This window comes from Corallococcus exercitus (assembly GCF_042231735.1).
GTDB lineage: Bacteria > Myxococcota > Myxococcia > Myxococcales > Myxococcaceae > Corallococcus > Corallococcus exercitus_B.
The window spans coordinates 4,890,870-4,903,824 of sequence record NZ_CP102577.1; the positions used below are offsets into that span (position 1 = coordinate 4,890,870).

The following is a 12,955-nucleotide window of genomic DNA, read 5'->3' on the forward strand; positions in this document are numbered from 1 at the left end:
GCCCCGTCCCTCACTGGGAATGATGGGCCACGGCCCCGGTGGGCTTCACGTAGGCCGCCACCGCGGCCAGGAGCACGTCCAGGTCCACCGGCTTCTCCAGCAGGCCCTCCACGCCCAGGGCGCTCATGGCGCGAGCGCCCGCGTCCTGCGAGTACAGGACGATGACCGGGATGGAGGCGAGCGCCGGGTCCTCCAGCTGCCGCAGGCGGAAGGACCACGCGTTCATCCCCGGCATCATCAGGTCCAGGAGGATGAGCGCCGGGCGCAGTCCCTGCCGCAGGAGGCGCAGCGCCTCGAAGCCGTTTCGCGCCAGCGCCACCTCGTGCCCGTCCAGCTCCAGCGCTTCCTTGTAGGCCCGGAGCAGGTCCAGGTCGTCGTCCACCACGAGGATGCGGTTCCACCAGGGCATGACCGAAACTCCCCTTCCCCAGGTCTTCAAGGTGTCAACGCGCCGAAGAAGGCACCTCGTCCTCCGGTGAGGGGAGGGGTTTTGCGTGCCCTCGGGCGCGCAACCGTGCGACAAGGCAGGCCACTGCGACACCCCTGGAGGACGGCATGGCGGAGATGACCTACCGGACGGCGCTGGTGACGGGCGCCTCGAGCGGGCTGGGACGTGGACTGGCCCTGTGGCTGGCGAAGCACGGCGTGCGCGTGTTCGCGACGGGACGGCGGCTGTCGCAGCTGCAGGCCCTGGCCGCGGAGGCCCAGGCCGCGGGCGCGGCGGTGGAGCCCGTCGTCATGGACGTCAACCACGCGGAAGCCTCCCAGGAGCGCATCCGCGCCATCGACGCGGAGTGCGGCGGGCTGGACCTGGTGGTGGCGAACGCGGGCATCGGCGGGCCCACGCACGGCAAGCGCATGGACTGGGAGCGCACGCGCGCCATCATCGACACCAACGTCACCGGCGCCGCCGCCACGCTGTGCGCGGTGCTGCCGCGGATGGTGGAGCGCCGCCGGGGCCACATCGTCGGCGTGTCCAGCCTCGCGGGGATGCGGGGGCTCGCGGGCCACGCCGCCTACTCCGCGTCCAAGGCCTTCCTGGCCACCTTCATGGAGAGCCTGCGCGTGGACCTGAAGGGCACCGGCGTCCAGGTGACGTGCGTCTACCCGGGCTTCGTGAAGAGCGAGCTCACTGCGAAGAACAACTTCCCCATGCCCTTCCTCCTGGAGACCGAGGACGCGGTGGAGCGCATGGGCAAGGGCATCTTCGCGGGCGCCGCGGAGGTGACCTTCCCCTGGCAGCTGGCCACGCCCATGCGCCTCTTGAAGGTCATGCCCAACCCGCTGTTCGACGCCACCGCGCGCCGGTTGAAGTGAGAGGAGCCTGGCCATGACGACACTCCCGCCCCCGTCCTTCGCCGAGCGCTTCCAGCAGCTCGCCGACGAGCGCTCTCCCTTCTGCCTGGGCCTGGACCCCTCCCGCGACGTGCTCGCCCGCTGGAGCCTGCCGGACACCGCGCGGGGCCTGTCCGACTTCTGCGAGCGGCTGGCCGACGCGGCCGGCGAGACGCTCGCGGTGGTCAAGCCCCAGAGCGCCTTCTTCGAGCGCCACGGCCCCGAAGGGCTCGTCGTGCTCCAGCGCGTGCTCAAGCGCTTCCGGGCGGCGGGCACCCTCACGCTGCTGGACGTGAAGCGCGGCGACATCGGGTCCACCATGGACGCCTACGCTGAATCGCTGTTCGGCAAGGACAGCGCCTACGACGTGGACGCCGCCACCTTCACCGCGTACCTGGGCCTGGACGCGCTCGCGAAGACGGTGGAGCGCGCGCGCTACCACGGCGCCTGCGCCTTCATCGTGGTGCGCTCGTCCAACCCGGAAGGCGTCCCCCTGCAGAACGCCGTGGGCGGCGACGGCCGCACCGTGGCCCAGGCGGTGGCGGACGGCCTGCGCAAGCTCAACGACAAGGCCGGCCGCGGGGTGTTCCCCGCGGGCGCGGTGATGGGCGCCACCCTGCCCCCGGCCGACCGCGACGTGGTGGAGCGGCTGGGCGGCGCGCTGATGCTCACGCCCGGCATCGGCTCGCAGGGCGCGGGCTTCGCGGACCTGCCCAAGCTCTTCTCCGGCCGCGAGCGGCAGGTGATTCCCACCGCCGCGCGCTCCGTGCTGGAGGCGGGGCCGGAGGTCACCGCGCTGAAGCGAGCCCTGGAAGCACATCAGGCGCCCTCGCGTGCATTCCGCGAAGGCGCCTGAAGGGGCACTGCGATGAGGCGCGCGGTGGCTACTGCGCGCCCATCATGAACTGATCCACGCCGACCTGGTTCTTGTCGGGCACGGCCTCCTTCGGCTCGGTGCCCTTCTTGAAGAACATCAGCTCCGCGCCCTTGGAGCCGGGATGGGACACCTTGCCCGTCTTCTTGTCGATGTAGAGCCGCGCCAGCTGCATGGACTGCCAGGGGTAGAACTCCGGCTGCGGCCGGCCCTCCAGCGCGCGCTTCATGTAGTTGAGCCAGATGGGCAGCGCCGCGCGGCCGCCCGTCTCGTAGCGGCCCAGCGGGTGCGGGTTCAGGTCGTAGCCCACCCACGCCACCGTCACCAGGTCCTTGGTGTAGGCCGCGAACCACGCGTCGAAGGAGTCGTTCGTCGTGCCCGTCTTGCCCGCCGCCGGCTTGCCCAGCTTCTGCGCGGGACCGCCGGTGCCCTGGAGCACCACGCCGCGCAGCAGGTGCGTGAGGATGAAGCCCGTCTCCGGGCTCATCACCTGCTCACCCGGCTCGAAGAGGCGCGCGTAGCCCGCGGCCACGCGGTCCTGGAGCGGCGCCCACGCGTCGTCGAACGCGGTGTGGTCCTCCAGCGTGCGCCCGAAGCGGTCCTCCACCTTGCGGATGAAGTACGTGGGCTTCTTGCGGCCGTAGCGGTTGAAGGTCGCGTACGCGCTTGCCAGGTCGAACGGGTACACGCAGGACGAACCCAGCGCCGCGGAGAAGTCCATGTTCATGGGCGTCGTCAGCCCCAGCTTCTTGGACCACTCCGCCATGTTGTGCACGCCCACCGCGCCGAACGTCTTCACCGCGGGGATGTTCATGGAGTTCACCAGCGCGGTGCGCAGGAGCACGTCACCCACGAACTCCTCGCTGTAGTTCGCCGGCTTCCACGACACCTTGTTGTCCGGGTCGTGCTCCACGATGGGCGAGTCCACGATGACGGTGGCCTCCGTCCACTCCAGCTGCTCCAGCGCCGCCGAGTACACGAACGGCTTGAAGGACGAGCCCGGCTGGCGGCACGCCTGGAACGCGCGGTTGAACTCGTTGTCGTCGAAGTCGTAGCCGCCCACCATCGCGGTGAGGTACTGGCGATGCGGGTCGATGGAGACCAGCGCGCTCTGCGCCTCCGGCGTCTGCTCCAGCCGGAAGAGCTTCACGCCCTCCTCGGGGATGGCCTCCGCGAGCTTCTTGTCCCACTGCTCCCGGTCGTCCGTCAGCTCCTTCTTCGTCACGTGGCGCAGGACGACGACGTCGCCCACCGTCACGGCCTTCTTGACGGAGGTGATCATGCTCGCCGGGTAGTAGCTCTCCGGGTTCACCTTGCGCGCCCAGCGCATGCCCAACAGCGGCAGCCGGCCCTGGTGCGGCCCCACCTGCACGTCCGCGCCCTTGCCGTCCTCGTCGATGCGGGTGACGACGCCCACGTAGAGGCGGTTGTCGACGAGCTCCTCCTTGCCCATGGCCTTCTTCGCCTTGGCGAGGAAGGCGTTGCGCTCAGCGTCGGTGGCCAGCTGCATCACCGGGCCGCGCCAGCCCTGGCGCTTGTCCACGGACATCAGGCCGTCCAGCACGGAGTCCTGCGCCGCGCGCTGCCGCTCGCTGTCCATGGTGGTGAAGATCTTGAGGCCTTCCTTGAGCAGCACGGGGTTGCCGTAGCGGTCCACCACGTCCTTGCGCACCTGCTCCACGAAGTACGGGGCGAACTCGTGGAAGACGTCCTCCACCGGGTACACCTTCACCGGCTCCGCGTTGGCCTGGTCATGCTCCTCCTTGGAGATCATCCCTTCCGTCAGCATGCGGCCCAGCACGTACGAGCGGCGCCTCTTCGCGGCCTCCGGACGCAGGAACGGCGAGTAGCGGCTGGGCGCCTGGGGCAGGCCCGCGATGAGCGTCATCTCCCCCAGCGTCAGGTCGCGCACGTCCTTGCGGTAGTAGTTCTCCGCCGCGCTCTGCACGCCGTAGCTGTGGTGCCCGAGGAAGACGTTGTTCAGGTAGAGATAGAGGATCTCCTCCTTCGTCAGCGCCTGCTCCAGGCGGAAGGCGAGGATGGCCTCGCGAATCTTGCGCTTGGGCGTCTTCGCGGTGGCCTCCTTGTAGCCCTCCGCGGAGATGAGCACCGCCTTCGCGGTCTGCTGCGTGAGCGTGGAGCCGCCCTGCACGCCGCCGGCGCGCAGGCCCAGCTTCGTCATGACCGTCTTGGACACGGCGCGCGTGGTGCCCAGCACGTCCACGCCGAAGTGGTCGAAGAAGCTGGAGTCCTCGCTGGCGATGAACGCCTGCACCAGCCGCTTGGGGATGCGCTCGTAGGGCACCACCTTGCGCCGCTCGTTGTAGAACTCGCCCGCGAGCACCGCGTCGTCGGTGTAGACCTCCGTGACGATGGGCGGCCAGTACTCGTCCACCTTCGGGATGGCGGGCAGCCCGTCGGAGAAGATGTAGTAGGCGCCCACGACGGAGAGCGCGCCCGCGGTGGCGCCCATGAGGCCCAACACGGCGACGAGCTTCATCAAGCGCACGAGGATGTTGCGCTTGGGCGGAACGCCGTCGAGCACCAGCTTGGAGCGGCTGCGGTCAATCTTCGGGTCGGACATGCGTGTTCTGTCGAGTCCTGGGCTCAAGGCTTAGAGGAGCGCCGCCCGCTTCAGCACGTCCGTCAATTCGGCTGGCATTGCGGCCTCCACGACGACCTTCCTGCCATCCTCGGGGTGCGGAAATTCGATGCGCTCGGCGTGCAGGAACAAACGCTTGAGCCCCCATCGCGCCCGCACGTCGCGGTTGAAGGCGAAGTCTCCGTACTTCTTGTCACCCGCCACCGGGTGCCCCACGGCGACCAGGTGCCTTCTTATCTGATGCGTGCGCCCGGTCTCGATGGTGCAGGAGAGGAGGGCTGCCTCGCTCGACTGGCGCACGACCTTCCAGCGGGTGACGGCCTCCTGCATGTTCACTCCCCGACGGGCCTTGGACTCGGCCGTCTGCTGGTGCTCGGCGAGCGGCAGGTCGATGACGCCCGAGTCCCTGGGCATCTTCCCCTTCACCAGGGTGAGGTAGCGCTTCTTCGGGTGGCCGTGGGTGAAGATTTCCGTGAAATGCACCATCGCCGGGCGGCGCTTGGCCACCAGGATGACGCCGGAGGTCTCCCGGTCCAGGCGGTGGGCGGGTGAGGCGGTGAAGTCGTTCCGGGTGGCCTTGGGGCCCAGGTAGGCGCGCACGTAGTCCACCAGGGTGCCCCCGGTGATGCCGCTGCCGGTATGGACGGCCATGCCACTGGGCTTGTCCACGGCCATGAGCCAGTCGTCTTCCTTCAGGATGACCAGCCGGGAGGGGTCTACCGGTGGCGGCGGGGGGGGCGGACGGTCCGATTTCGGACGCTCCGCCAGGGTGAGCTGCTCTTCGGTGCCGCGGATGGTGAGCACGTCTCCTTCGGCAAGCAACTGCTCTGGCTGCGCGCGCTTGCCATTCACCCGCACCTTCTTGGTGCGGATCATCTTGAAGAGGTGGCTGACGGGGACGTTGGGCATCCGCTTGCGCAGGTGCTTGTCCAGCCGCATCCCGACGGTGTCGGCTTCGATTCGGTACTCGATCATTTGTGCTGGCGCCTGGACCAGAGCACACGAATAATTCGGGGTCCATGCCGAAAGCCCCAACTATCGAGAAGCTGCTCCAGAACGGTTCCGCCGAATGGAACAAGCTGCGCAAGTCCGGCCAGGCGCCCACCGGCCAAACGGGCGCCACGTTCACGCAGCTGTTCTCCGCCAACGCGGACCTCTCCGGACTGGAGCTGGTGGGCTCCGAGTGGGAGCGCTGTGACCTGTCGAAGATGAACTTCCGGGAGACGGACCTCACCAACGCCTACTTCCACGGGGGCCGCCTGCAGGACTGCGACTTCCGCGGCGCCAACCTGGAAGGCTGTGTCTTCGAAAAGCTCAAGCTGCTGCGCTGTGACTTCACGGGCGCCAAGGGTCTGGACGACCTGGAGCTGGACGACGTGGACATGGACCGCGTGACGGGCCTGGACGGCGAGGAGGCCCCGCCGCCGCCGCCCCCGCCGGTGCAGGGCATCACGGCGTTCACGCGCGAACAGCGCGAGAAGATGCTGGGCCAGTCGCACGGCGCTGGCGGCGCGATGGACGGCGCGGGCTCCGCGCACCCGGACGAGCTGCCCCCGTTCCGCCCGCAGGACCCGCCGGGCTCGCTCTTCTTCCGGGCGCTCAAGCGCGTGGGCGCGCCCCCGCTCTGGGTGCTGGACGTGCCGGGCCTGCGTCCGCTGCTGCCGCAGCGGCTGCCGCCGGGCAGCTCCCTGGAGACGCTCTACCGCGAGGCGGTGAAGACGCGGCTGGAGAACAAGAAGCCCGCGGCGGACCCGGGCGCGGTGGAGCGCGCGCAGAAGGCGCTGCGCATGGGCGGCAAGGAGGCCAACGTCGCGGCGGTGTACCTGCGCGAGGTGGGCGTGCTGCCGCTGTTCCGCTTCGCCGCGGCGAAGCAGCTCAAGGGCGAGCTGCGCACCGAGGTGGAGGTGGACGACCTCACGGGCTCCATTGATCCGCGCACCACGGGGGCGCTGCTGGAGCTGCGCCTGACGCACGAGGTGGTGGAGCACGTGCACGAGGTGCGTCGCCGGCTGGCCGCCGCGCAGCTGTACACGTCGCTGCTGGAGGCGGGCTTCAACCCGGAGAACAACTGGGACGAGGCGCTGGAGTCGGCGGACGCGTCGCTGGAGCTGGCGAACGCGGCCACGGGCGAGGACCGGCAGGCGCTCCTGGAGGGCTTCCAGGTGTTCGCGGCCCTGCCGGAGGAGGCGCGGCTGCGCCGCCTGGCGTACCTGGCGGAGTCCGTGTCGAACCTGGAGCTGCTCAGCCGGCTGCCGGAGGGCATGGAGCCGCAGTGGCTGTCCGGGCCAGAAGTGCGCGAGTGCCACGACCGCGAGATGACCTACGTGCAGTCGCTCAAGGCGCAGGACATCCCGGCCAAGGTGCCGGCGCTGGCCAAGGCGGAGCTGGGCGTGCCCGAGGGCGAGGTGCCCGAGGAGAGCGACGACGACCTGTTCGTGCACGTGCGCTGCGACGTGTGCGGCAAGGAGAAGCTCATCGTCCAGTCGCCGGAGGCTTGAGGCACTCCGACGCACTGACGTGACAGCAGGGCCCGGTCGGAGGCGCTTCCAAGCGCCTCCCGCCGGGCCTTCTGCTTTCCTCAGCCCACCGCTTCCGACTCCGACGGCGCGGAGGGCAGCGAGTACGTCACCGGCGGCGGCAGCATCACGCGCACCTCGTCGCCCGCGCGGATGAGGCCCGGGCGCTCCACCCAGCCCACCAGCCCGCGCTTCTGCCACGCGGCCTTCACGAAGCGGCTCGCGAGCCCCTTCATGTCCGGGTGGTGCGCTTCAATCACGCGGCCCGGCTGCACGCAGGGGAGGTTCTCCCCTTCCATCACCAGCGTGGCGTCCTCCGGGAAGAACAGCCGCGTCCCCGGCGGCAGGTGCGTGAGGCGCGGCACGCCCACGAGCTCCAGGTTCGCGCCCAGCCACGACGCCAGCACGTGCGGCACGCCCAGCGCGCGCGCGACTTCCACCATCTCCTCGCGCGACACCACGGAGAGCTGCCGGGTGTTGCGGATGAGGGTCCCCTTGGGGAACCACGGCACGCGCACGTCCGCCTTGCGCGTGAGGCCCGCGTGCCGGTCCCCCTCGATGCCTTCGAAGGTGACCTTCACTTCAGGCACCTCCCGGGTGACGAAGCGCTTGGGTTCAGCGTCCGTGCACAGCAGCACGTTGGCCAGGTGTCCGGTCAGCGAGGGAGCAGGAGTGGGCATATCGGGCGCCCGTTCCAACACGCCGACGCGGCAAAATCAAAACAGGGCCATCTGCTGTGGCTTGCCCAGCGGACGGGCATCCGTGCCCGCGTCCCGCAGTGCCTGGGCCAGCTCCTCCGCGAAGCCGTGGCAGGTGATGACGTCCCGCGCGCCGGTGTCCTTCACGTAGCGCATCAGCGACGGGAAGTCGGCGTGGTCCGACAGCGGGAAGGCCACGTCCGCGCCGTAGCGCCGCGCGCCGCCGGGGTCCATGGCCCAGCCGGTGAGCACCGCCGTGGCCCGGGGCCAGTGCGGCGCCAGCGCCCCGCCGCGCGCCAGGTGCGGCGGGAAGAACAGCACCTCGCCCGGCTCCACGCGGCCGTCGTAGCGGCGCAGGTTCTCGATGGGGACGCCCAGCTCCGCGTACAGCTCCGCGACCTCGAAGATGGACGGGTGCGCCACGAGCATGAAGCCCCGGCCGGCGAGCTGCTTCATCGCCTCCTGGCTCTTGCCCAGCGGATAGCCCAGGAGCACCGGCGTCACGCCCCGGTTCAGCTGCGCGCGCAGCCACGTCTCCACCTGCCCCAGCACCTCCGGGCGCGGCGGGAAGCGGTAGCGCGGGTGCCCGAAGGTGGACTCGATGACCAGCGTGTCGCAGGTGGCCACCTCCGTCGCCTCCGCGGTGAGCGACGGCGCGGTGTTCAGGTCCCCCGTGTAGACGATGCGCTTGCCGTCCGCGCGGGTGACGCGCAGCTGCGCGCTGCCCAGGATGTGGCCCGCGGGCAGGAGCTCCAGCAGCAGCGAGCCCAGCTCGAACGGGCGGCGGAAGGGCACGGACAGCGCGGAGGCCACCGGGCCCAGCCGGTGGGCCATGAAGCGCAGCGTGGCCGCGGTGGCGATGGTGCTCTCATGGCGGGCGATGTGGTCCGAGTGACCGTGGCTGACGAAGGACAGCGGCGACTTGCGCTTCGCGTCCAGCGACAGGGGCGTGCCCGTCAGGTGCAGGCCGTTTCGTCTCAGCTCCACGCTCATGGGATGGGCGCTGTCTATAGCGCGGCCCGGGCGCTCGCGCTCCCGGCCGGGCCACCCCACCCCGCGCGTCGCATGCTCAGGCGGCGGGCGTGCGGCCCCGTGCCCGCCATCCGTCCCACACCACCGTGCCCAGCTCCGACGCGAAGACGCCCACGACGATGAGCGCGCCGCCCAGCCACTCCTTCAGGCCCAGCACCTCGCGGCCCACCGCGACGGAGTAGGCCGAGGCGAACACCGGCTCCATCGCGAAGATGAGCGCCGCGCGCACCGCGTTGGTGCGCGCCTGGCCCCACGTCTGCACGAGGATGGCGACCGCGCTCGCGAGCACGCCACACGTGAGCACCGCCACCACCAGCGGCTGGGACCACTCCAGCTTGCGCTCCACGAAGGGCAGGCACAGCGCGGACATCACCGCCACGCCCACCAGCTGCACCGCCACCAGGCCCACCGCGTTGTCCCTGGAGGCGAAGCGCTCGGTGAGGAGGATGTGCCCCGCGTACGCCAGCGCGCACCCGATGGACAGCCAGTCCCCCAGGTGCAGGCCGCCCACGCCGCCCGGCAGCGCGTCATCCGGGGTGGGCCGCGTGAGCCAGTACAGGCCCAGCGCCGCCAGCACCACGCCCACGCTGGTGCCCCACCGGGGCAGGCGCCTGAGCAGCACCATGGACAGGAGCGGGACGAAGAGGACGTTGAGGCCGGTGAGGAACGCCGCGCGCGACGGCGTGGTGGTCTGCAGCCCCACCGTCTGGAGCGCGAAGCACAGGAACAACACCGTCGCCAGCAGCAGCCCCTTGGGAACGATGCCGGGCGCGAACATCCGCCCACGAGCGATGACGGCCAGCACCGCCGCGCCCACGACGAAGCGCAGGGTGATGAAGGTGAAGGGGTCCGCGAACGCGAGCGCGTCCTTCACCACCACGAACGTCAGCCCCCAGAAGACGGTGAGGAGCAACAGCGCCCCGTCCGCCTTCCACCGCGCCCCAGTCTGCTCCTGCGTCACCAGTCGACTCCCGCCCCACTCCGGAATGAAGAAGAACGCCACGCCGGGGACGGCGTGGACGCCCAGCAGCATCACACCCTCCAGCCCGTGGCCCCCGCCGTCCAGCGCGATGATGAGCTCCGTGGCCTCGCCCATCCGCCGCGCGAGCAGCAAACGCGGGGGACGGGACGGGGGTGCTTCTGGCCCAGGTGGCTGGAGGGTGCAACCCCGGGTCGGGCGTCAGCCCGGAAGCGGACGCACCAGGACGACCAGTCGCTTGCTTCCGCCCGCCGCGTCCCACTGCTGGTTCGTGGCGACGGTCAGCGCCTCCGGCGCGGGCCGGAAGCCCAGGCCGGAAAAGGTCCTCAAGGACGCGGTGTTGTCCTCGTCGATGTCCGCGTGGAGCCGGTCCGCGCCCTGCCGCTGGACCTCCTGCACCAGGCACCGCACCAGCGCGGTGGCCACGCCCATGCGCCGCACCCGGGGGGACACCACCAGCGAGCGCACCCAGAAGCCGTCCAGGGCCAGCCCCTCCTGGTGGTAGTCATCCGCCCAGGCGAAGCCGAGCAGGTGCCCCTCGGCGTCGAACGCGCCCGCCGCCGCGCCCACGCGCTGGTCCGGCGGCAGGCCCCACCGGTCGCGCAGCTGGCGGCGCAGGAAGGTGCCGGACACCACCAGCCTCTCGGTGGCGAAGGCGAGCAGCGCGTCCAGGTCATCCGGGCGCACCAGCCGGATTTCGAGCGGGCCCACGAAGTGGCGGCGCAGCGGCTTCGTCCACCCGGAGAACAGGTCGCGCAGGTGGCGGAACACCGCCCGGGACGCGGGCTTCGTCCAGACGCCGGACAGGGTGCGCTGCATGAGGAACAGCGCGGGCCGCGTGGGCCGGGGCAGCCGCACCACCCACCGCCCCCGCTTGAGCGCGATGATGCGCCCCACCAGCTCCCCGCCCGCCACGTCCGTGCCGCCCAACAGCGACTCCGTCACCCAGGGCCGGGTGGAGAGCACCACCTGCGCGGCCAGCCGGGGCCCGTGCCGCACCAGCGCCACGTCCCCGCGCGCCAGCCGCTCCGGCCCGCAGCGCAGCAGCCGCACCGCGTCCCCGCTGCGGAGCAGCGGGTAGAGACACCGCCCCATGCCGCGCACCCACAGCCGGTGGCCGAAGGGCAGCGCCGCAAGCAGGTCCGCGAGCTCGGCCGTCGAGACGCCACCAGAGGGCATGACACCCACTCTGTCATGAAGGCGCCCCCGAAACCCGCACTGGGTGCAGGCCCCACTTCCGCTTCGTCCGGAACCGGCTATGACACGGCCCCAGGTCCAGGCCAGGAGGGCCCATGCCGCCGACGATGCCCGAGGGTGACTACGCACCCGTGCCCCGCCAGGGGTGGTGGAGCCGCAACTGGAAGTGGGCGGTGCCCGTGGGCTGTCTGGGGATGGTGGGCTCGTGCTTCTGCTTCGTCGCCATCGCCGTGGGCTGGGGCTACTCGTCCTTCAAGGACATGGGCGCGTACACGGACGCCCTCGCCGAGGCCCAGGAGGACCCGCACGTGCAGAAGGCCCTGGGCGGCACCTTCAAGGCGGGCTTCCCCAGCAACACCCAGGTGAGCACCGTCAACGGCCGCACCCACGCGGAGTTCGTCGTCCCGCTGGACGGCCCCAAGGCGGACGGCAACCTCCACGCCGTGGCCGACAAGAACGGCGAGGCGTGGACGTTCCGCACCCTCTACGTCCAGGTGCAGGACGGCCAGCGCATCGACCTGCTCGACACGGGCGACGCGCCCTCCGAAGAGGAGGAGGTGCCCCATGAGCTGGAGCCGGAAGCCCCCGAGCCGCCCGCGGAGAAGAAGCCCGGCCAGGACCCCGACATCGAGCTGTAGGCCGCCGCCAGACGCGACGAAGGGCGCGCCCCCGGGAAGCAATCCCGGCGACGCGCCCCACGGTGTCACGGCCCGCCTTGAGAAGGCGGAAGCGGACTACTTCAGCTTCTGGATGCCCTCGCGCAGCGCGGGCAGGACCTTGAAGAGGTCGTCCACGAGGCCGTAGTCAGCCACCTGGAAGATGGGCGCCTCCGGGTCCTTGTTGATGGCGACGATGGTCTTCGAGGACTTCATGCCCGCCAGGTGCTGGATGGCGCCGCTGATGCCCGCGGCGATGTACAGCTTGGGCGCGACGACCTTGCCCGTCTGACCGACCTGCAGGTCGTTGGGAACCCAACCCGCGTCGCACACCGCGCGGGACGCGCCCACCGCGGCGCCCAGCAGGTCCGCCAGCGCTTCGACTTCCTTGAAGTCACCCTTGGTGCCGCGGCCACCGGACACAACCACGCTGGCCTCGGTGAGCTCCGGACGGGCGCTCTTCACCTCGTTGAAGGACACGAACTTCGTCTTGGAGGCCTCCAGCTTCGGCTGGAAGGACTTCACCTCCGCGGACGCGCCCGCGCCAGCGACCGCCGCGAACTCCGTGGCGCGGATGCTGATGACCTGCACGGGCGTGGAGAGCTTCACCTCGGCGAACACGTTGCCGGCCCACATGGGGCGCGTGAAGGTGATGTCCGCGCCACTGCCGTTGATGGCGGTGATGTCGGTGGCCATGGCGGCCTTCAGCCGGGCGGCGACGCGCGGCAGCAGGTCCTTGCCCTGCGCCGTGGAGGCCGCGCCCACGAAGGTGGCCTTCAGCTCCTGCGCCAGGCCCGCGACGACGGGAGCGTAGGTCTCGGCGAGGTAGTGCTCCAGCTCGGGAGCGGCCGCGGTGTGGATGACCTTGGCGCCGGAGCCCTTGAGCTCCTCCGCCAGCTTGGACGGGTCCTTGGACAACAGGACGAGGTGCAGCTCGGCGCCGGCCTTGTCAGCCAGCTGCTTGCCCGCGGCGATGGCGTTCAGGGAGGCCTTGCGCAGGTTCCCGTCCGGCTGCTGCTCGGCGACGATGAGGACGATGGACATGGTGTCTGTCTCCGGAATCGTT

General features: G+C 70.7%; 12 protein-coding genes. 4 read left to right on the forward strand and 8 right to left on the reverse strand.

The features are described 5' to 3' along the window. Window positions 1-10: 10 nt before the first annotated feature. The gene (locus NR792_RS18990; protein WP_375761423.1) at window positions 11-409 is read right to left on the reverse strand and encodes a response regulator; all 399 of its coding nucleotides are present in this window, start codon (window positions 407-409) and stop codon (window positions 11-13) included. Between the two features lie 146 nt (window positions 410-555). On the opposite strand from NR792_RS18990, the gene NR792_RS18995 reads away from it, so the two are divergent. Both NR792_RS18995 and pyrF read left to right on the forward strand, forming a co-directional pair. Beyond that, window positions 556-1,317: an SDR family NAD(P)-dependent oxidoreductase gene (locus tag NR792_RS18995; RefSeq protein ID WP_375761424.1), complete on the forward strand. Its 762-nt coding sequence runs from the start codon at window positions 556-558 to the stop codon at window positions 1,315-1,317. A 13-nt stretch (window positions 1,318-1,330) separates the two neighbouring features. Then, a complete protein-coding gene (gene pyrF, locus NR792_RS19000; protein WP_375761425.1) occupies window positions 1,331-2,191 on the forward strand; it encodes an orotidine-5'-phosphate decarboxylase in 861 nt (286 codons plus the stop codon). Window positions 2,192-2,219: 28 nt separating this feature from the next. Here the strand turns inward: pyrF and NR792_RS19005 are convergent, their stop codons facing one another. Both NR792_RS19005 and NR792_RS19010 read right to left on the reverse strand, forming a co-directional pair. After that, the gene (locus NR792_RS19005) at window positions 2,220-4,793 is read right to left on the reverse strand and encodes a penicillin-binding protein 1A (protein ID WP_375761426.1); all 2,574 of its coding nucleotides are present in this window, start codon (window positions 4,791-4,793) and stop codon (window positions 2,220-2,222) included. A 30-nt stretch (window positions 4,794-4,823) separates the two neighbouring features. Further along, window positions 4,824-5,786: an RluA family pseudouridine synthase gene (locus NR792_RS19010; protein ID WP_375761427.1), complete on the reverse strand. Its 963-nt coding sequence runs from the start codon at window positions 5,784-5,786 to the stop codon at window positions 4,824-4,826. A 44-nt stretch (window positions 5,787-5,830) separates the two neighbouring features. On the opposite strand from NR792_RS19010, the gene NR792_RS19015 reads away from it, so the two are divergent. Beyond that, window positions 5,831-7,309 (forward strand): pentapeptide repeat-containing protein, encoded by a 1,479-nt coding sequence (locus NR792_RS19015; protein ID WP_375761428.1) that lies wholly within the window; start codon window positions 5,831-5,833, stop codon window positions 7,307-7,309. An 80-nt stretch (window positions 7,310-7,389) separates the two neighbouring features. Here the strand turns inward: NR792_RS19015 and NR792_RS19020 are convergent, their stop codons facing one another. The 4 genes from NR792_RS19020 to NR792_RS19035 form a co-directional block, all read right to left on the reverse strand. Next, on the reverse strand, window positions 7,390-8,007 hold the full coding sequence (locus NR792_RS19020) for an MOSC domain-containing protein (protein ID WP_375761429.1): 618 nt from the start codon (window positions 8,005-8,007) through the stop codon (window positions 7,390-7,392). Window positions 8,008-8,043: 36 nt separating this feature from the next. Further along, the gene (locus NR792_RS19025; protein ID WP_375761430.1) at window positions 8,044-9,018 is read right to left on the reverse strand and encodes an MBL fold metallo-hydrolase; all 975 of its coding nucleotides are present in this window, start codon (window positions 9,016-9,018) and stop codon (window positions 8,044-8,046) included. 76 nt (window positions 9,019-9,094) lie between these two features. Next, window positions 9,095-10,153: a DMT family transporter gene (locus NR792_RS19030; protein WP_375761431.1), complete on the reverse strand. Its 1,059-nt coding sequence runs from the start codon at window positions 10,151-10,153 to the stop codon at window positions 9,095-9,097. An 84-nt stretch (window positions 10,154-10,237) separates the two neighbouring features. Continuing rightward, entirely contained in the window at window positions 10,238-11,215 is a 978-nt protein-coding gene (locus NR792_RS19035; RefSeq protein WP_375761432.1) for a GNAT family N-acetyltransferase, read from the reverse strand. Between the two features lie 113 nt (window positions 11,216-11,328). Here NR792_RS19035 and NR792_RS19040 point away from each other — a divergent pair, with 113 nt between their 5' ends. Then, window positions 11,329-11,871, forward strand: a complete 543-nt coding sequence (locus NR792_RS19040) for a cytochrome c oxidase assembly factor Coa1 family protein (protein WP_375761433.1) — start codon at window positions 11,329-11,331, stop codon at window positions 11,869-11,871. Window positions 11,872-11,967: 96 nt separating this feature from the next. Here NR792_RS19040 and NR792_RS19045 read toward each other — a convergent pair whose 3' ends face one another. Then, window positions 11,968-12,933 carry an electron transfer flavoprotein subunit alpha/FixB family protein gene (locus NR792_RS19045; RefSeq protein WP_375761434.1) on the reverse strand — a complete coding sequence of 322 codons (966 nt, stop codon included), beginning with the start codon at window positions 12,931-12,933 and terminating at the stop codon, window positions 11,968-11,970. Window positions 12,934-12,955 lie beyond the last annotated feature (22 nt).

What these genes read in the sequence shown, in the direction of transcription:
- NR792_RS19025 (WP_375761430.1), bottom strand. Translation starts at nt 9,018, where the DNA reads ATGAGCGTGGAGCTGAGACGAAACGGCCTGCACCTGACGGGCACGCCC.
- pyrF (WP_375761425.1), top strand. Translation starts at nt 1,331, where the DNA reads ATGACGACACTCCCGCCCCCGTCCTTCGCCGAGCGCTTCCAGCAGCTC.
- NR792_RS19005 (WP_375761426.1), bottom strand. Translation starts at nt 4,793, where the DNA reads ATGTCCGACCCGAAGATTGACCGCAGCCGCTCCAAGCTGGTGCTCGAC.
- NR792_RS19045 (WP_375761434.1), bottom strand. Translation starts at nt 12,933, where the DNA reads ATGTCCATCGTCCTCATCGTCGCCGAGCAGCAGCCGGACGGGAACCTG.
- NR792_RS19030 (WP_375761431.1), bottom strand. Translation starts at nt 10,153, where the DNA reads ATGGGCGAGGCCACGGAGCTCATCATCGCGCTGGACGGCGGGGGCCAC.
- NR792_RS19035 (WP_375761432.1), bottom strand. Translation starts at nt 11,215, where the DNA reads ATGCCCTCTGGTGGCGTCTCGACGGCCGAGCTCGCGGACCTGCTTGCG.
- NR792_RS19040 (WP_375761433.1), top strand. Translation starts at nt 11,329, where the DNA reads ATGCCGCCGACGATGCCCGAGGGTGACTACGCACCCGTGCCCCGCCAG.
- NR792_RS19015 (WP_375761428.1), top strand. Translation starts at nt 5,831, where the DNA reads ATGCCGAAAGCCCCAACTATCGAGAAGCTGCTCCAGAACGGTTCCGCC.
- NR792_RS18990 (WP_375761423.1), bottom strand. Translation starts at nt 409, where the DNA reads ATGCCCTGGTGGAACCGCATCCTCGTGGTGGACGACGACCTGGACCTG.
- NR792_RS19010 (WP_375761427.1), bottom strand. Translation starts at nt 5,786, where the DNA reads ATGATCGAGTACCGAATCGAAGCCGACACCGTCGGGATGCGGCTGGAC.
- NR792_RS19020 (WP_375761429.1), bottom strand. Translation starts at nt 8,007, where the DNA reads ATGCCCACTCCTGCTCCCTCGCTGACCGGACACCTGGCCAACGTGCTG.
- NR792_RS18995 (WP_375761424.1), top strand. Translation starts at nt 556, where the DNA reads ATGGCGGAGATGACCTACCGGACGGCGCTGGTGACGGGCGCCTCGAGC.